13 protein-coding genes are annotated in these 17,292 nt (G+C 73.6%); 7 read left to right on the forward strand and 6 right to left on the reverse strand.

The window, feature by feature from the left end; all coding sequences use genetic code 11:
• Nucleotides 1–108: 108 nt before the first annotated feature.
• The 6 genes from AVW11_RS05015 (at nt 109) to AVW11_RS05040 (ending at nt 7,323) form a co-directional block, all read left to right on the forward strand.
• On the forward strand, nt 109–1,188 hold the full coding sequence (locus AVW11_RS05015) for a DUF4190 domain-containing protein (RefSeq protein ID WP_060176682.1): 1,080 nt from the start codon (nt 109–111) through the stop codon (nt 1,186–1,188).
• A gap of 137 nt (nt 1,189–1,325) precedes the next feature.
• Entirely contained in the window at nt 1,326–2,078 is a 753-nt protein-coding gene (locus AVW11_RS05020) for a GntR family transcriptional regulator (RefSeq protein ID WP_030853295.1), read from the forward strand.
• A gap of 1,154 nt (nt 2,079–3,232) precedes the next feature.
• A complete protein-coding gene (locus AVW11_RS05025; RefSeq protein WP_076043373.1) occupies nt 3,233–3,418 on the forward strand; it encodes an SPOR domain-containing protein in 186 nt (61 codons plus the stop codon).
• A 39-nt stretch (nt 3,419–3,457) separates the two neighbouring features.
• A complete protein-coding gene (locus AVW11_RS05030; protein ID WP_076043374.1) occupies nt 3,458–3,901 on the forward strand; it encodes a (deoxy)nucleoside triphosphate pyrophosphohydrolase in 444 nt (147 codons plus the stop codon).
• Between the two features lie 154 nt (nt 3,902–4,055).
• A complete protein-coding gene (locus AVW11_RS05035; protein ID WP_060176683.1) occupies nt 4,056–4,496 on the forward strand; it encodes an ATP-binding protein in 441 nt (146 codons plus the stop codon).
• Nucleotides 4,497–4,692: 196 nt separating this feature from the next.
• Nucleotides 4,693–7,323 carry a SpoIIE family protein phosphatase gene (locus AVW11_RS05040; RefSeq protein WP_420856363.1) on the forward strand — a complete coding sequence of 877 codons (2,631 nt, stop codon included), beginning with the start codon at nt 4,693–4,695 and terminating at the stop codon, nt 7,321–7,323.
• 106 nt (nt 7,324–7,429) lie between these two features.
• On the opposite strand, the gene AVW11_RS05045 is transcribed toward AVW11_RS05040, so the two are convergent.
• The 6 genes from AVW11_RS05045 to AVW11_RS05070 all read right to left on the reverse strand — a co-directional run bounded on the left by AVW11_RS05045 (nt 7,430) and on the right by AVW11_RS05070 (nt 14,363).
• The gene (locus tag AVW11_RS05045) at nt 7,430–8,149 is read right to left on the reverse strand and encodes a PspA/IM30 family protein (protein ID WP_060176685.1); all 720 of its coding nucleotides are present in this window, start codon (nt 8,147–8,149) and stop codon (nt 7,430–7,432) included.
• A gap of 60 nt (nt 8,150–8,209) precedes the next feature.
• On the reverse strand, nt 8,210–10,327 hold the full coding sequence (locus tag AVW11_RS05050; RefSeq protein ID WP_420856364.1) for a TPM domain-containing protein: 2,118 nt from the start codon (nt 10,325–10,327) through the stop codon (nt 8,210–8,212).
• A 206-nt stretch (nt 10,328–10,533) separates the two neighbouring features.
• Nucleotides 10,534–11,304 carry a succinate dehydrogenase/fumarate reductase iron-sulfur subunit gene (locus AVW11_RS05055; RefSeq protein ID WP_060176686.1) on the reverse strand — a complete coding sequence of 257 codons (771 nt, stop codon included), beginning with the start codon at nt 11,302–11,304 and terminating at the stop codon, nt 10,534–10,536.
• Nucleotides 11,305–13,200, reverse strand: coding sequence for a fumarate reductase/succinate dehydrogenase flavoprotein subunit (locus tag AVW11_RS05060; RefSeq protein WP_030853312.1), 1,896 nt, complete (start codon nt 13,198–13,200; stop codon nt 11,305–11,307).
• A gap of 1 nt (nt 13,201) precedes the next feature.
• Nucleotides 13,202–14,026: a hypothetical protein gene (locus tag AVW11_RS05065; RefSeq protein ID WP_076043375.1), complete on the reverse strand. Its 825-nt coding sequence runs from the start codon at nt 14,024–14,026 to the stop codon at nt 13,202–13,204.
• Nucleotides 14,027–14,141: 115 nt separating this feature from the next.
• Nucleotides 14,142–14,363, reverse strand: coding sequence for a hypothetical protein (locus tag AVW11_RS05070; RefSeq protein ID WP_030853318.1), 222 nt, complete (start codon nt 14,361–14,363; stop codon nt 14,142–14,144).
• A gap of 347 nt (nt 14,364–14,710) precedes the next feature.
• On the opposite strand from AVW11_RS05070, the gene AVW11_RS05075 reads away from it, so the two are divergent.
• Nucleotides 14,711–17,071 carry an ABC transporter family substrate-binding protein gene (locus AVW11_RS05075; RefSeq protein ID WP_076043376.1) on the forward strand — a complete coding sequence of 787 codons (2,361 nt, stop codon included), beginning with the start codon at nt 14,711–14,713 and terminating at the stop codon, nt 17,069–17,071.
• The last annotated feature ends 221 nt before the right edge of the window (nt 17,072–17,292 follow it).

Raw genomic sequence — 17,292 nt, forward strand, 5'->3', positions numbered from 1 at the left:
GAGTCCGCCCCCTTGAGCATCCCGCCGAGTCCTCCTCCCGGACCGGGCCACTCCTGGCCCCCGCCCTCGTCGCAGCCGGGGTGGGGATGGGGACCGCCGCTCGGCCAGGTGCCGCAGCCGCCGGCGCTCAACGGCTTCGCCCTCGCCTCGCTCCTCGCCGGCCTGCTCTGCTTCCCGCCGCTCGGCATCGCCTTCGGCATAGCGGCGCTCGTGCAGATCGCGAAGAAGGGCGACCGGGGCAAGGTCCTGGCGATCACGGGGCTGGTGGTCTCCGTCCTGATGACCGGCGTGATGGTCTTCGCCGTCGGACGGCTGGCGCAGATGGCTCCCGGCCGGTTCGACGGGCTGACCGACTACAGCGAAGTCGAGGGCGAACTCAGGGACATCGACGACCTGAAGGCGGGCGACTGCTTCAACGTGCCCGGCGGGGACCTGTTCGACGAGCACCCCCTCATGTACGCGGTCGACTGCTCCCGCGTGCACCACGGCGAGGTCACCGCGTCGAGGACGGTGGGCGCAGCCGAGGCCCCCGGCGCGGAGGAGGCCGACCGGGCGTCGGAGGACGCCTGCTGGAAGGCCCAGGACGAGTACGCGATGGACACCTGGGCCCTGCCGGAGTTCGCGGAGATGTTCTACTACGCGCCCTCGCGCCAGTCCTGGCGGGAGGGGGACCGGCGGCTGCTCTGCGTGATCGGCACGACGGAGGAGGAGTGGCGCGGCAGCCTGCGCCGGGACGCGGGCATGCTGAAGCCGGAGCAGGCGGCCTTCCTGCGGGCCGCCAACGGCGTGGAGTTCGTCCTGAGCCGGCCGCCGGGGGAGGACGTCGAGGACGCCCTCCCCGAACACCAGGCGTGGGCGCGCGAGATGCACGCGGCGCTCGGCGAGCAGGCGAAGGTCCTCCAGCAGGACGCGACCCGGCCGGGGCTGGAGAAGGCCGTTGCGGCGCAGCTCAAGGAGATCGAGGCGGCCCGCGCCGCCTGGCAGCGGGCCTCCCAGGCCAGGACGGGGGCGGAGTTCGACCGGCTGTGGGACCGGGCGCTGGCCGCGATGTCCCTGGAGACGGAGAAGGCGCTGCGCGGCGCGTACGGGCTTTCGACACAGGTCCCGCGGTGGCTGGAGGACGGTTCGGACAGCACGCAGGACCCGGAGGTCGGATCCGCCCGGCTGCGTTCGGCGGAGCCGGTGTGACATTGCCGGGGTGACGCGCGGTAACGGGTTTGAGTGACCTGCCTTCATCACATCGGGTGAAACCCTGGCCCTTGCTTGCGGTCTTCAACCGTCGGTTGCCAGGGTGTAGCTGTCTGTCAACCTGATGGGAGTGGCCAGTGACTTTCGGTGAGCAGCCGGCCTATCTGCGTGTGGCCGGGGATCTTCGACGGCAGATCGTCGACGGTTCTCTGCCCCCGCACGCCCGGCTCCCCTCCCAGGCCCGCATCCGCGAGGAGTACGGGGTCTCCGACACCGTGGCCCTGGAGGCGCGCAAGGTCCTCATGGCGGAGGGGCTGGTCGAGGGCCGGTCCGGGTCCGGCACGTACGTGCGCGAACAGCCCGTCCCGCGTCGGGTGGCCCGCTCCGGCTACCGCACGGGCGGCTCGTCGACGCCGTTCCGGCAGGAGCAGGCCGACTCCGGCGCGCGGGGGACGTGGGAGTCGAGCAGCGAACAGGCGGGCGCGCCCGCGGAGATCGCGAAGCGGCTCGGTATCGAACCGGGCGAGCGGGTGATGCGGACGCGGTACGTCTTCCGCGACGCGGGGGAGGCGATGATGCTCTCGACCTCCTGGGAGCCCCTCGCCGTGACCGGGCGGACCCCGGTGATGCTGCCCGAGGAGGGCCCGCTCGGCGGCTCCGGAGTGGTCGACCGGATGGCCGCGATCGACGTGGTCGTCGACAACATGGTGGAGGAGGTCGGGGCACGGCCCGGCCTGGCGGAGGAACTCCTCCTGCTCGGCGGGGTCCCGGGGCACGTGGTGCTGGTGATCGGCCGCACCTACTTCGCCTCCGGCCGCGCCGTGGAGACGGCCGACGTGGTCGTCCCGGCGGACCGCTACCGCCTCTCCTACCACCTCCCCGTGCGCTAGTGCTGTGACCGGCAAGGTTCACCGGGTCGCGACGCCCGGCAAACCTTTCCGGCCACAGCACCAGGGGGAATCGAGCCCGCCGGCCCTGTGCCCGGTCCGGCGTGCGCCTGCCCTGGCCGGGCCTGTCGGCCCTAGCCGGGCCCTGCGCCCGGCCCGGCCTGTGCCTGCTGCGCCTGCCGGGCTTGCGTTCGGCCCGCTTGGCCTGCGTCGGGCCCGCCCGGCCCGCCCGGCCCGGTCCGCGCCCGCCCGGTCTGCGCCCGCCCGGCCCGTGTCCGGTCTGCGCCCGCCCGGCCCGTGTCCGCCCGACCTGGGCTCCGGCATAGGCTCGGCCTGCGCCTGCCGGGCGTGCGCCCACCGCGCCTGCCGGGCCTGCGGCGCCCGGCCTGCGCCTGCCGGACTCGCCTGGCCTGCGCCCGCCCGGCCTGCGCCTGCCGGGCCTGCCGGGCCTGTGCCTGCCGGCCCGCCCGGCCTGCGCCTGCCTGGCCTGCGTTCGGCCCGCCTGGCCTGCGTCGGGCTCGCCCGGCCCGTGTCCGGCCTGCGCCCGGCCCGTGTCCGGCCTGGGCCCGGCCCGTGTCCGGCCTGGGCCCGGCCCGTGTCCGGCCTGCGCCCGGCCCGCGCTCCGGCCTGGGCCCGGCCCGAGTTCAGCCTGCACGGCCTGTCGGGCCTGCGGCGCTCGTGCATGTCCTGCCCGGGTCTGCGGCGTCTGGCCCGCGCGGGCTGCGGCCGGCTGTGGGCGGCCGGGGTGTGCCGGGGTTCGGGGACCCGGCGGGTTTCGGCGCGATCGTGATCGCCCTCGGCCGCCCCGAACTGCGCCTTCCGCAGGCCCGCCGGGCGGCCGTGCCGGCCCGCGCGGCGGCCGGAACCGCGCTGTTCCCGGGCCCCCCGGGCCGCCCGGATGACCCCTCCCCCCGAAGCTACCTGCGGGTATATCCGTCCGTAGGAACGCCGGGGCTCACCGGCGCGCTCCCCGGCGCCCCGTGTGCGCTGCCTTCGGACCGGCGCGCGCGGCCCACTCGTACGCATGGCCGGATGCGTACGCCTGCAAGGTATCTCTTCGTGAAAAACCGTATCCGCTCCGTGAAGGTCGGGCGTAAGGTCGGGCATATGCGCAATGCGGTTTCCCGGGCAGATACGTCGGCGGAAGGTGAAACGCGATGAACGACAGCGGTGCACTGCTTCCGTGGCTGGTCATACGTCAGGACGACAACGGCAACCGCTACCGGGTGGGCCGGTACGCCACCCGGGCCGAGGCCCAGAAGGTCGCCGACAGTCTCGACGACCGAGGACACAAGCAGCTCTACTGGGTCGAGCAGATCGGTCAGACCGCCACGATGAACTGAGCTGAGCGGCGCCCCACGGCGCTGACATAGGCTCCGCCCATGACGGTACGAGTGGTCGTGGGCGGAGCCCTTTGTCATGAGGGGCGCCTGCTGGCCGCCCGCCGCAGCGCACCGCCGGAGCTCGCCGGACGCTGGGAGCTGCCGGGCGGCAAGACCGAACCGGGCGAGTCCGTCCCCGATGCGCTGGTACGCGAACTGCGCGAGGAACTCGGCGTGGAGACCGAGCCGCTGGAACGGATCCCGGGGGAGTGGCCGCTGAAGCCCGGCCTGGTCCTGCACGTGTGGACGGCGCGACTGCTCCGCGGGGTGCCCGCGCCGCTGGAGGACCACGACGAACTGCGCTGGCTGGGGCCGGAGGAGCTGGAGTCGGTGGACTGGCTCGACCAGGACCGTCCCGCGGTCGCCGAGGCCGGCCGCCGGCTGCGCGCCGACGGTGGAAGCGAAGGCGGGGACGGGGACGGCAGCGGGAGCGGGGGCGCGTGACGCTCGCGCTGTAGGCCGTCTGCGCCACAGTGCGCCGGTGGGTTCGGGACCGAGTGGTACGACGCCCCGAATATCGGGTATGTCGCTATTAATCCCCATCTCGTCCCCCTTTCGTCCCAGACGAACCGGACTGGGGTCGCAGCTGGCCCGGGAAGTGATCGGCGTGATCGACACAGACGGTGAGTGCGCCGAGTGGGCCTTCCCCGCCGAGCCCGGCGCCGTCCGCACCGCCCGCCACGCCGTGCGCGGAACCCTGCACGAGTGGGGCCTCGAAGCCGTCGGCGATGTGACCGTCCTGCTGGTCAGCGAGCTGGTGACCAATTCCCTGCGCTACGCCTCAGGTCCCATCGGAGTCCGCCTGATACGGCGTAATCCAGCCGCGCACAGCACCGAGGACACCCCCGCGGGCGCCCCCGCGCTGCTTGTGGAGATCTCCGATCCGCTTCCGGATCCGCCCCGCGAGCGGGTGGCGGACGCGGAGGACGAAGGGGGCCGCGGCCTGCACCTCGTGGCTGCCTCCTCGCAGCGGTGGGGAACACGTCACGGGAAAACAGGGAAGACTGTGTGGTTCGAGTTGGCTCTTCCTGGTGAGTAACAAGGTGAGCGGTGGCGGGGGACCCCCCGCGGCGCCTCCGGCGGTGGCCGGGAAGGCGACCGGGGGAGATCGCGCGACATGGCTTGAAATCATCGAGACCGTGCTGTGATCGTGAACGCCGTGCCGTCCGGGGTCGTGGTGCTGAATACTGCCGTCATGGCCGGTCCGGTTGCGGTGAGCTGGAGGGGACGGTCGCGTGAGCGAAATACCTGCGCAGGCACATCAGGTCGACGTGCCTCGGGAGACATGGCACGACGCCCTGTGGCACAGCAGTCCGCCTGGCTCGATATATGACTACATAAAGGTCGCATCCTTCTCGATCGGACCCGACGGGCTCATCGACCAGTGGAGCCTGCGCGCCGAAGAACTCTTCGGGCTGACGGCCGCCCAGACCGTCGGGCGCGACCCCGTCGACGCCTTCATGCCCCCCGAGTTGCGCCCGGACGCCCACCGCAAGGTCGCCGAGATCCTCGACGGCAAGGAGTGGACCGGCCTCATCCCCTTCCGGATCCCCGGCGGGAACGGCGCGCACGGCGTGGCCGAGATCTATGTGATGCCCACCCAGACCGAAACCGCGGAACGAGCCGCGCTCTGCGTCGTCGTCGACGTACGCGCCCTGCGCCGCATCGAATCCGACCTTGCCGCTTCACAAGCCATATTCGGCCAATCTCCCTTCGGCTTCCTGCTCTTCGGCACGGACCTCACGGTGCAGCGGGCCAACCGCCGCTTCGCCACCGTCTTCGGCGGCACCGCCGAGACGCACCGCGGCCGCACCGTGCACGACTACCTGCCCGCGCACGAGGCGGACCGGATGGCGGAGGCCCTGCGCCGGGTGCTGGACACCGGCGACGCGGTGACCGACCTCCGGATCACCGGATCCACCCCGCGCAGCCGGGAGAACCGCCACTGGTCCATCAACCTCTACCGCGTCCACGGCGGCAGCGGCCGCCCCATCGGCGTCGCCGGCATCGGCACGGACGTCACCCGCCGCCACCTCGCCGCCCGCGAGGCCGCCGGGGTCCGGCGCAATCTCGCCCTCCTCAACGAGGCCGGGCACCGCATCGGCAACTCCCTCGACCTGGAGACCACCGCCCGGGAACTCCTCGACGTCACCGTCCCGGGCTTCTGCGACCTGGCCGCCGTCGACCTCTACCAGGGACTCCTGCTCGGCGACGACGACCGCCCCGCACGGCCCCAGGGGCCCGGCGTGCCCAGCCTGCCCGGCCAGGGCCCGGCCCGCACGCCCTCCGCCGCGCTGCGCCGGGTGGCCTTCGCCTCCGCCGTCTCGGACGCACCGCTGTCCGGGCCGGGCGCCCTGGTCGCCGTCGGCGACATCCACCGCTATCCGGCGGCCTCGCCGGGCGCGCTCGCCCTGCGCACGGCGCGGCCGCGGCTGATCGAGGGCGGCGGACCCGAAGACCTCGTGCAGTCCACGCTGGTGGTGCCGATGGTCGCCCACGACACCGTGGTCGGACTCGCGCAGTTCTCCCGCACGAAGGGCAGCGAGCCCTTCGGCGAACGGGACCGGGCGGTGGCCGTGGAACTGGCCGCCCGGGCCGCCGTGTGCATCGACAACGCCCGGCTGTACCGGCGCGAGCACGAACGCGCGCTGATCCTCCAGCGCAGCCTGCTGCCCCCCGGCGACCCGGAGGCGGCGGGCCTGGACATCGCCTGCCGCTACCTGCCGGGCAACGCGGCCACCGAGGTCGGCGGCGACTGGTTCGACGTCATCGAACTGCCCGGGCACCGCACGGCGCTGGTCGTCGGCGACGTCATGGGCCGGGGCCTGCGGGCCGCCGTCGCCATGGGCGAACTGCGCACCGCCGTACGGACCCTGGCCCTGCTGGACCTCGAACCGGCGGAAGTGCTGACCGCGCTCGACGAGATCGCCCGCGGCCTCGGCGCACCCGGCGGCTCCCAGCAGGCCTCCCGCGCGGCCCTGCACTCCCGGGACTCGGACCGCTCGGAGGTGTACCTCGCCACCTGCGTGTACGCGGTCTACGACCCGGTGACACGGCGCTGCACCATCGCCAACGCCGGGCACATGCCGCCGGTGCTGGTCTCGCCGCACCCCTGCGGCCCGGGCGAGGAGCGGGAGCCCATGCCCGCGCTGCTGCTGGAGGTGCCGCCCGGGCTGCCGCTCGGCGTGGGCGGGGAGCCGTTCGAGGAGGTGGAGGTCGAACTCCCCGAGGGCGCCCTGCTCGCCCTCTACACCGACGGGCTCGTGGAGTCCCGCGACCATCCCCTGGAGGAGGGCCTGCGCGGCCTGCGCGCCGCGCTCGCCGACCCGGTCCGCCCCCTGGAGGACGTCTGCGACCACGTGCTGAACACCCTGGACACCCGGCACGGCGAGGACGACATCGCCCTGCTCATGGCCCGGGTGCAGGGACTGCCCGTGGACGCGGTCGGGGACTGGCAGCTGCCGCGCGAGGCCCGCTCGGTGGGCCGGGCGCGGGAGCTGGCCCGGGCCAAGCTGCCGGCCTGGGGCCTGGAGGGCCTGCTCGACACCACCGAGCTCCTGGTCAGCGAACTCGTCACCAACGCCCTGCGCTACGGCGAGGGCGAGATCCGGCTCAGGCTCCTGCTGGACCGGACGCTGGTGTGCGAGGTGTGGGACGCGAACCTGGTCCAGCCGCGGCGCCGGCGCGCCCGCGACACCGACGAGGGCGGCCGGGGCCTGCAGCTGGTGGGCCTGCTGTCCGCCGGGTGGGGCACCCGGCGGACCCACCGCGGCAAGACCGTGTGGTTCGAACTGCCGCTGCCCGGCGCGGCGGAGGAGGCCGTCACGGAACTCTCCGCGGAGCAGCTGCTGAACATGTACGGCTGACCGCGCCGGGCCGCAGGGGCGCCACCCTCGCGGCCCGGCCCGTCCCCCAGGACACCCCCGGCCGGCAGGAACGGCCGCGGCCGCTCCCACCCGGCACGGACACGTCCTACGCGGCCCGGTCCTGCTTGAGGGCGGCCAAGCGGGCCTCGATCTCCGCGGCCTTGCCGAGGTCCTCCAGGGACTCGAACTGCGCGTCCAGGGAGGACGCGGCCAACTCCTGCTTGCCCAGGGCCATCGCCTCCTCCCGCCGCACCTTCTCCTCGAAGCGGTGGAGGTCGCTCGTCGGGTCCATGACGTCGATGTTCTTCACCGCGTCCAGCATCGTGTTCTGCGCCTGGGCGGTGCGGGCCCGGGCCACCAGCTCGTCCCGCTTCGCCTGAAGCTCCGTCAGCTTGTTCTTCATCGCGTCCAGGCCCGACTTGAGCTTGCCGACGACCTCCGTCTGCGCGGCGATCGTCGGCTCCGCCGCCTTCGCCTCCTTCTCCGACTGCAACTGCCGGCCCAGCGCCACCTTCGCCAGGTTGTCGAACCGGTCGGCCTCCGCGGCGGCCCCCGACGCCCTCAGCTCGTCCGCCTTCCGGCTCGCGGCCAGGGCCTTGGAGCCCCACTCGGCGGCCGCGTCCACGTCCTCCTTGTGGTCGGCCTCCAGCATCCGCAGGTTGCCGATCGTCGTCGCGACCGCCTGGTCCGCCTCCGAGATGTTGTTGCTGTAGTCCCGGATCAGCTGGTCCAGCATCTTCTGCGGGTCCTCCGCCTGGTCCAGCAGGGCGTTGATGTTCGCCTTGGCGAGCTGGGTGACCCGGCCGAGGATGGTCTGCTTGCTCATGATGGGTCTCTCCTGGTGAGGGATGGACTTCTCCGGTACGGGACCCGCGCCGCGGGAGGTTCAGAAGCGGCCGCCGCCGCCCATGCGGCCCCGGGTGCCGCCGCCGCCGAAGGAGCCCGGGCCGCTGCCACCGCCGCCGCCGAATCCGCCGAAGCCCCCGCCCCCGCCGCCCAATCCGCCGAAGCCGCCGCCCCGGCCGCCCCGCAGGATCTCGCCGAGGATGATCCCGCCCAGTACGGCGCCGCCCTGGCCGCCGCCGCGCCGGCCCGCGTACGGGTCCTCGTACCCGCGGACGTCCTGCTCCGCCAGCTGCTGGGCCTGCCGCGCGAGCGCGTCCGCCTGCTGCGCCTCCGCCAGCGCCTCCGACGGGTCGCCCGCCGCCAGCGCCCCCGCCCGCTCCAGACGCCGGCCCGCCTCCGCCAGCCGCGTGCGGGCCTGGCTGCCCACCGCGCCCCGACTGGTCGTGATGTAGTCCGTCGCCGCGCCGATCGCACTGCGGGCCGCGAGCACCGCCTGGTCGAGCAGGGCCGCGGACCGCTGCCGGCCCGACTCCCGCTCCCGGGCCCCGGCGAGGGCCGCGTCCAGCGCCGCGTCGGCCTCCTCCACCCGGCGCAGGGCGTCGATCGGGTCGTAGCGGCCGTCCGCCTCCTCCCGCCGTACGTCGGCCAGTACGGACTCGGCCCGGCCGATGCGCCCGCGCAGGTCCGCCGTCGAGGTGCCCTCCGCGGTGCCGGTCAGCAGCCCACGGGCGTCCGCGAGGTCGGTCTCCGTCTCCGTCAGCGCGCCCGGCAGCTTCCCCGCCGCCTCCGCCAGCTCCTGCGCCCGCCGCTCGACCGCGTCCATCAGGGTCGCCGCCTGGTCCACCGCGCCCTCGGCGGACCGTACGTGCACGGCCGCCCTGCCGTTGTCGCCCGCGTCGACGGACGCGTGGGCCAGGCCCAGGTTGGTCGCCGCGAACAGCAGCCGGTCCTTGGCCTGCCCGGGGTTGGAGGCGACCGGCGCGGAAGCGGAGTCCGCGTACCGCCGGGCCAGCGCGGTCACGGTCGCCTCGGCGGTGGTGGAGCGCCCGGTCAGCTCCAGGTAGCGCTCCTCCACGGCCGCCAGGGCCTGCGGGGCGTTCTTCTCCAGGTCCCGCAGCCGGTCGAAGTCCGCCGCCCGGGCGTCGAGCAGCCGGTTCGCCTCGGTGCACCGGGCGACGATCTCGTCCAGCAGCCGGCGCCGGGTCGCGTCGTCCTCCGGATAGGCATCGTCGAGCTGCTGGCGCAGCCGGAAGGCGTGCGTCAGCTCGCCCCTGGCGTACTCCACGGCCGCGGTGAACGGGGCGGCCGCCTCCTCGCCGAACTGCGCGGTGGCGAACCCCAGTTCCTCGGTGCTGGTGCGGACCGCGTCGTCCGTCTCCACCAGCAGCGACTTCGCCCGGCCGTCCAGCTCCGGCAGCGGGAGGCGGTCGGGCGCCCCCTCGGGCCAGCCCGGCCCGGTCGTCGTACCGCGGCCGCCGGCCGCGGTGTCCTTGCGCCTGCGGCGGGTGTACGCGTACACGCCGAGCGCCCCGGCCGCGCCGACCGCGATCACCGGGAGCACGTAGTCCCCGGCGCCGCTCGCGCCGCTGCCGCCACCGGGGTCGGCCGGGCCGGGGGTGATGGTGGGCGCGGGTACCGGCTGTCCGCCGAGGACCGCGTTGTAGCCGTTCGCCGCGCCGATCGCCGCGCCCGCCCAGTCGTTCTGCCGCAGGGCGGGCTCGATCGCCGTCCGCGCCACCTCCGCCAGCTGCCGCTCGGTGAAACCGGAGTCGACATCGGCCGAATAGGCGTACTGGCGGTCCCCGGTGGCCACCGCCAGCAGGACGTCGTCCCGGCCCAGGCCGTTGCGCTGCGCGGTGGCGTCCGCCCAGCTCTGCGCGGAGCGCCCGGAGAAGTCCTGCACGTACACCACGAAGAGCTGGATCCTGCGGTCGGCGTACAGCTCGTCGAGGGCGGCGGTGACGGCGGACCTGCGGTTGCCGAGCGCGCCGACGAGGTCGGTGATCTGCCCCTGCCGCTCCAGGGCGACGGGGTCCTCGGCCCGCGCGGCCGGAGCCTGCGCGACGCCCAGGCCGCCGAGCGCCAGCAGTCCGGCGGCCAGGGCGAGCCCGGCCCGGGCGAGTGCTCTGCTGCGAGGCGCGCTTCTCGGCGGGATCACATTTGGGATGGTATGGGCACGTCACCCCGCCCGCATCCGGAGCCAGGGACAGCGCCCCGGCCCGTCCGGCCCGTCCGGCCCGTCCGGCCCGTCCGGCCCGTCCGGCCCGTCCGGCCCGTGCCCGGCCCGGGCCCGCGCTGCCTCGGGGCCGGCCGCCGCCGGCCGGCCGGGTCCGGGGCCCTCCCGCGGAGGGCCCCGGCCCTCCCTCAGTCCTTCCGGCGCCCGATCCTGCTGCCGAGCCAGACCAGCGGGTCGTACTTGCGGTCCACCGCCCGCTCCTTCAACGGGATCAGCGCATTGTCGGTGATCTTGATGCCTTCGGGGCAGACCTCCGTACAGCACTTGGTGATGTTGCAGTAGCCGAGCCCGTGCTCCTCCTGCGCGGTCCGTTTGCGGTCGAGGCCCGCGTCCGAAGCCGCGTCCAGGGGGTGCATGTCCAGCTCCGCCACCCGCATCAGGAACCGCGGACCGGCGAAGGCGGGCTTGTTCTCCTCGTGGTCACGCACCACGTGGCAGGTGTCCTGGCACAGGAAGCACTCGATGCACTTGCGGAACTCCTGCGAGCGCTCCACGTCGATCTGCTGCATCCGGTACGCGCCCGGCGCCACCCCCTCCGGCGGCACGAAGGCCGGGACCTCGCGCGCCTTGCGATAGTTGAAGGACACGTCGGTGACGAGGTCCCGGACCACGGGGAAGGCACGCAGCGGGGTGATCGTGACCGTCTCGGTCCGCTCGAAGGTGGACATGCGCGTCATGCACATCAGCCGCGGCCGGCCGTTCACCTCCGCGCTGCACGAGCCGCACTTGCCCGCCTTGCAGTTCCAGCGCACCGCCAGGTCGGCCGCCTGGGTGGCCTGGAGCCGGTGGACGATGTCCAGGACGACCTCGCCGTCGTGCACCTCGACCGTGAAGTCCCTGAGCGACCCGCCCTCCGCGTCGCCCCGCCAGATCCGGAAGCTCGCGTCGTACGTGCTCATTCACAGCTCCTCTTCGGCGAGGTACTTGACCAGCTCTTCCTTGTCGAACAGGGCGAGCAGGTCCGGGCGGATGGGTTCGGTGCGGGTGCGGACCAGCTCGATCCGGTCGGCCGCCGGGTCCGCGGGTACGGGGTGCACGGGCCGGCACAGCAGGTTCACCGGGCGCCACGTCCGCTCCATCGCAGGGCAGTCCTCGCGGGTGTGCCCGCCCCGGCTCTCGGTGCGCTCCAGAGCCGCGCGGGCCACGCACTCGCTGACCAGCAGCATGTTCCGCAGGTCCAGGGCCAGGTGCCAGCCCGGGTTGAACTGCCGGTGGCCCTCGACGCCGGCCCGGGAGGCCCGTACGCGCAGGGTCGCGAGCCGTTCCAGGGCCTCGGCCATCTCGCCCTCCCGGCGGATGATGCCGACGAGGTCGTTCATGGCCGTCTGGAGTTCCTGGTGCAGGGTGTACGGGTTCTCCGCGCCCTCGGCGGCGTGGAACGGGGCCAGCGCCTCCGCGGCCGCCGCGTCGATCTCCGCCTGGGAGACGGCCGGGCGCGGGGCGGGCGAGGCCGCGTACTCGGCGGCGTGCAGCCCGGCCCGCCGTCCGAAGACCAGCAGGTCCGACAGGGAGTTCCCGCCGAGCCGGTTCGAGCCGTGCATCCCGCCGGCGACCTCGCCGGCCGCGAACAGCCCCGGTACCCCGACGGTCGCCGCGGTCTCGGAGTCGACGGCGATGCCGCCCATCACGTAGTGGCAGGTCGGGCCGACCTCCATCGGCTCCGCCGTGATGTCCACGTCCGCCAGCTCCTTGAACTGGTGGTACATGGACGGCAGCCGCCGCCTGATCCTCTCGGCCGGCATCCGGGTGGACACGTCGAGGAAGACCCCGCCGTGCGGTGAGCCGCGGCCGGCCTTGACCTCGGAGTTGATCGCCCGCGCCACCTCGTCGCGGGGCAGCAGTTCGGGCGGGCGCCGGTTGTGGTCCGGGTCCTCGTACCAGCGGTCGCCCTCCTCCTCCGTCTCCGCGTACTTCTCCTTGAAGACGTCGGGGACGTAGTCGAACATGAACCGCTTGCCCTCGGAGTTGCGCAGCACCCCGCCGTCGCCGCGCACGGACTCGGTGACGAGGATCCCCTTCACCGACGGCGGCCAGACCATGCCCGTCGGGTGGAACTGCACGAACTCCATGTTGAGCAGGGGCGCACCGGCGAGGAGGGCCAGGGCGTGGCCGTCCCCGGTGTACTCCCAGGAGTTGGAGGTGGTCTTGAAGGACTTGCCGATGCCGCCCGTGGCCAGGACCACGGCCGGGGCCTCCAGCACGAAGAAGCGGCCGGACTCGCGTTCGTAGCAGAAGGCCCCCGAGACCCTCTCCCCGTCCTTCAGCACCCGGGTGACGGTGCACTCCTGGAAGACCTTGAGCCGGGCCTCGTAGTCCCCGTACTCCTTGAAGTCCTCCTGCTGGAGGGCGACGGTCTTCTGCTGGAGGGTGCGGATCAGCTCCAGGCCGGTGCGGTCGCCGACGTGCGCGAGGCGGGGGTACTCGTGCCCGCCGAAGTTGCGCTGGGAGATCCTGCCGTCGGGCGTGCGGTCGAAGAGCGCACCCCAGGTCTCCAACTCCCAGACCCGGTCCGGGGCCTCCTTGGCGTGGAGCTCCGCCATCCGCCACTGATTGAGGAACTTCCCGCCGCGCATGGTGTCGCGGAAGTGCACCTGCCAGTTGTCGCCCTCGTTGACGTTGCCCATGGAGGCGGCGATCCCGCCCTCCGCCATCACCGTGTGGGCCTTGCCGAACAGGGACTTGCAGATCACGGCCGTACGGGCGCCCCGCTCGCGGGCCTCGATCGCGGCCCGCAGCCCCGCGCCGCCCGCGCCGACCACGACCACGTCCCACTGCTGCCGTTCCACTTGAGCCATCTCAGAAGATCCTCGGGTCGGTGAAGGCGCCGCTGGCCAGCAGGTACACGTAGAAGTCGCACAGGGCCACACTGATCAGGGAGGCCCAGGCCAGTTGCATGTGGCGGGAGTTGAGCCGGCTGATCCAGCCCCAGAGGCGGTAGCGCACCGGGTGCCGGGAGAAGTGCTTGAGCCGGCCGCCCATGATGTGGCGGCAGGAGTGGCAGGACAGCGTGTAGGCCCAGATCAGCGCGATGTTGACCAGGAACAGCAGGGTCCCCAGGCCCATGTGGCCCCACGCGTAGTGCTCGTCCCGGAAGGTCAGCACGGTGTCGTACGTGAGGATGCCCGCCACCGGGACCGCCGCGTAGAAGAAGTACCGGTGGGCGTTCTGGAGGATCAGCGGGAAGCGGGTCTCGCCGGTGTACCGCGTGTGCGGTTCGGCGACGGCGCAGGCCGGCGGGGAGGCCCAGAAGCCCCGGTAGTAGGCCTTGCGGTAGTAGTAGCAGGTCAGCCGGAAGCCGAGCGGGAAGACCAGGATCAGCAGGGCGGGGGACAGGCCCCACCAGCTGCCGAAGAGGTCCCAGTTGGGGCCGCCGCGCATCTCCTCGCAGTTCTCCGCCAGGCAGGGGGAGTAGAAGGGGGAGACGTAGGGGGCGGCGTAGTAGTCGGCGTTCGCGAAGGCCCGCCAGGTCGAGTAGACGATGAAGGCGAGCAGCCCGGCCGCGGTGCCGGCGGGGGCCAGCCACCACCGGTCGGTCCGCAGGTGCCGGGCCGCGATCGCGGCCCGTGAGGCGTCGTGGACGCCGCCGGGCCGCTGCTGGGGTCGTTCCGTGCCTGTGGCCAAAGAGGACTCCGGTGGGAGTGATGAGGGGACGCCTCCGGGCGGCCCGGCCGCGGGGCGGCCGGGCCGGGCGGGGGTGCGGGCAGGTGGACGGCGTACGGGTCGCGGAGGGGCGGCGTCAGGGCGCGCGGCGGTCGCGGGCGCCGAGGCCCTCGTCGTCGGAGTCCGTCCAGAGCGTGCTGTCGTAGGGGGTGTCCGGGACCGGCACCATCCGGGACGGGTCCGGCGCCGGCGCGGGCTTCCCGCGCGCCGCCGCGGCCTGCTGCTCCAGCCGCTCGACCTTGCGCGTCAGCTCGTCCAGGTTGCGTCGTACAGCGGTCAGGTCGTCTTGCAGGGACATGATTTGCCCTCATTTCCGCCAGGGTGCGGTGGCAACGCTCATGTGCGCCTGCGAGTGTCGCGCTTCGCGTCCCCGGTTGTGAAGGGACGTGCAGCGATTGCGGGCGCGCAGGCGCGAACCGAGCGCCCCTCCCTGCCCCCATTCTCATCCCTCTCCCGGGGGAACGCGCTCTCGCCGCGCAAGCGGGATTGGTCCGCACGGGTGGGGTTCGCGGCGTGGCGAGAGGCGGCTGCGAAGGGTGCGCAGCGCCGTCGATTTCAGTGGATTCCGGCAACCGGTGTGATCAGCTCCATATACCGCCGATCGTGATCATGCTTCCCCCAAGCCCCGCCCCGGAGGTACCACCCATGTCCCAGAGAAGGCGCAGGTCCTTGGCGCTCCTGACCTCGGGAGTCCTCGCACTGCCGCTGCTCACGGGCTGCGGCGCGGGTGACGACGAGGGCGGTCCGGCCGCCGCAGGGCAGGACATCGCGACGACCACCCGCGACAAGGTCGCGGACGGGGGCGTGCTGCGGTGGGCGGTGGACTCCCTTCCGGACACCCTCAACGCCTTCCAGGCCGACGCGGACGCCACCACCAGCAGGATCGCGGGAGCCGTGCTCCCGCACCTGTTCGTGCTGGACGCCAAGGGACGGCCGGTGGCCAATCCCGACTACCTGGAGAAGGCCGAGGTCATCGAGCGGGAGCCCAAGCAGGTCGTCCTGTACAAGCTGAACCAGCAGGCCGTGTGGAGCGACGGCAGGGAGATCGGAGCCCCCGACTTCGTGGCCCAGTGGCGGGCCCTGAGCGGCAAGGACTCCGCGTACTGGACGGCGCGCAACGCCGGCTACGAGCGCATCGAGAAGATCGAGAAGGGCAAGACGGACCTGGAGGTCCGGGTCACCTTCGGCAAGCCGTACGCGGACTGGCGTTCGCTGTTCTCCCCGCTGTACCCCAAGCAGGTCACCGGCACCCCGGACGCCTTCAACGAGGGCGCCCGCGGCGCCCTGAAGGTCACCGCCGGCCCCTTCACCCTCGGCGCGATCGACAAGAAGACCGGCACCGCCGCCCTGACCCGCAACCCGCGCTGGTGGGGCCGGCAGGCCAAGCTGGACACGCTGGTCCTCACGGCGGTGCCCCGGGCCGAGCGCCCCGCGGCGCTGGCCGCCGGGAAGCTCGACCTGGCCGAGATCGACCGCTCGGCGGCCGAGCGCATCGCGCTGGCCCGCCGCGACGCCTCCGGCAAGGGCGCCTCCGGCAAGGGCGCCCCGGTCGGTACGGGCGGCGCGGTCGCCACGGGCGCGGGCGGGGCCCCGGCGCACGGCCCGGGCGCCGCGCTGACCCCGGCGCAGGCCACGCTGTCATGGGCGAACGCCTTCGGCACGGACGAGGAGAAGGCGGCGCAGGAGAAGGAGGCCCGGACCAAGCACACCGAGTCGGTGAAGCGCTACGCGGACGAGCAGAAGGCCCTGCGGGGCTTCACGGTCCGCAAGTCCCTGGAGCCGGCCTACACGCAGCTCGCGATGAACGGGGCGTCCGGACCTCTGGCGGACGAACGGGTGCGCCGGGCCCTGGCCCGCGCCCTGGACCGGCAGGCACTGGCCGACCTCGTGCTCAGGCCGCTGGGCCTGCCCGCGAAGCCGGTCGGCAGCCACGTGGCCCTGGCCGGGCAGCAGGCGTACGCCGACAACAGCGACGCCCTCGGCGGCCAGGACACCAAGGCGGCCCAGGCCCTCCTCGCCGACGCGGGGTGGCGCCGCGGCGGCAAGATCACCGAACCGGCCGGCGCCAAGGCTGGACCGCAGAGCGCGCCGCAGGACGACGGCAAGACCCCCGACGGCCCCGGCACCGGCAACGACGGCCTCTACATCGTGGGCCAGGACGACGGGGCCAACGGCGACCGCTCCGAGGCGTCCGCAGCCGGCGGCGCGGCGGACGGCGCCGCCGCCGACACCGCCGCCGCCCCGGCGGACGGCGAGCGGGACCGTGTCTCCCCGGTGCTGGCCCCCGCCCCCTTCGGGGCCCGGCAGCAGGCCTCCCTCCTCGCCCAGGCGGCCATGGCCCGCCCCGTCGACGACGCCAAGCGCAGCACGGCCCGGGACGGCGACGAGGCCGACCCCGCCAAGGCCTCCCCGGCGCCGGCCAAGCAGGCCCGTACCTCCGGCAACGTGCTCGCCAAGGACGGCAAGGCGCTCACGCTGCGCTTCGTCCTCCCGGCCGGGCCCGGCTCGGAGTCCCTGCGCACCGTCGGTGAGCGGATCTCGCAGATGCTCCTCAAGCTCGGGGTGAACACCGAGACGACCAAGGTGGCCGACGACAGCTTCTTCAAGGACCACATCGCGTCGGGCCAGTACGACCTGGCGCTGTACTCCTGGCCGGCGACGGCCTTCCCCGCCACCGACGCCCGGCCGATCTTCGCCAAGCCGGAGCCGGCGGCGGACGGCTCGCTCCTCGTCGAGCAGAACTACACGCGGGTCGGCACCGACCACATCGACCAGCTCTTCGACCAGGCCCTCGGCGAGCTGGACGAGGCACGGTCCCGCGAGCTGGTGCGCAAGGCCGACGCCCGGATCTGGGCGGCGGCCGGCTCCGTCCCGCTCTTCCAGCGCCCGGAGCTGGTCGCCGTCAGGCCCGGCCTGGTCAACGCCGGCGCCTTCGGGCTCGGCGCCCCCCGCTACCAGGACATCGGCTGGAAGAAGGCGCCGACCGCCAAGGACAAGAAGAAGTAGCCGCGGCGAAGATGTGGTGACAAAGCGGTGCCTGTCAGGTTGACGCGCACGCCACAAGCTCAGATGTGACTCAAGTCCCTTGCCCGCCGGAGGTCCGGCGGGCAAGGTCGTGGCTACCCGTTGACCCGCATGTTTTCCCGCAGGAACGGCGGCCCGGGCACCCCACCACGCGCTCGGCCGCGATCATTCCTCCGGCCTCTTGACAGACCCCCCGGCAGGCG

It is taken from the genome of Streptomyces amritsarensis (assembly GCF_001953875.1).
GTDB lineage: Bacteria > Actinomycetota > Actinomycetes > Streptomycetales > Streptomycetaceae > Streptomyces > Streptomyces amritsarensis.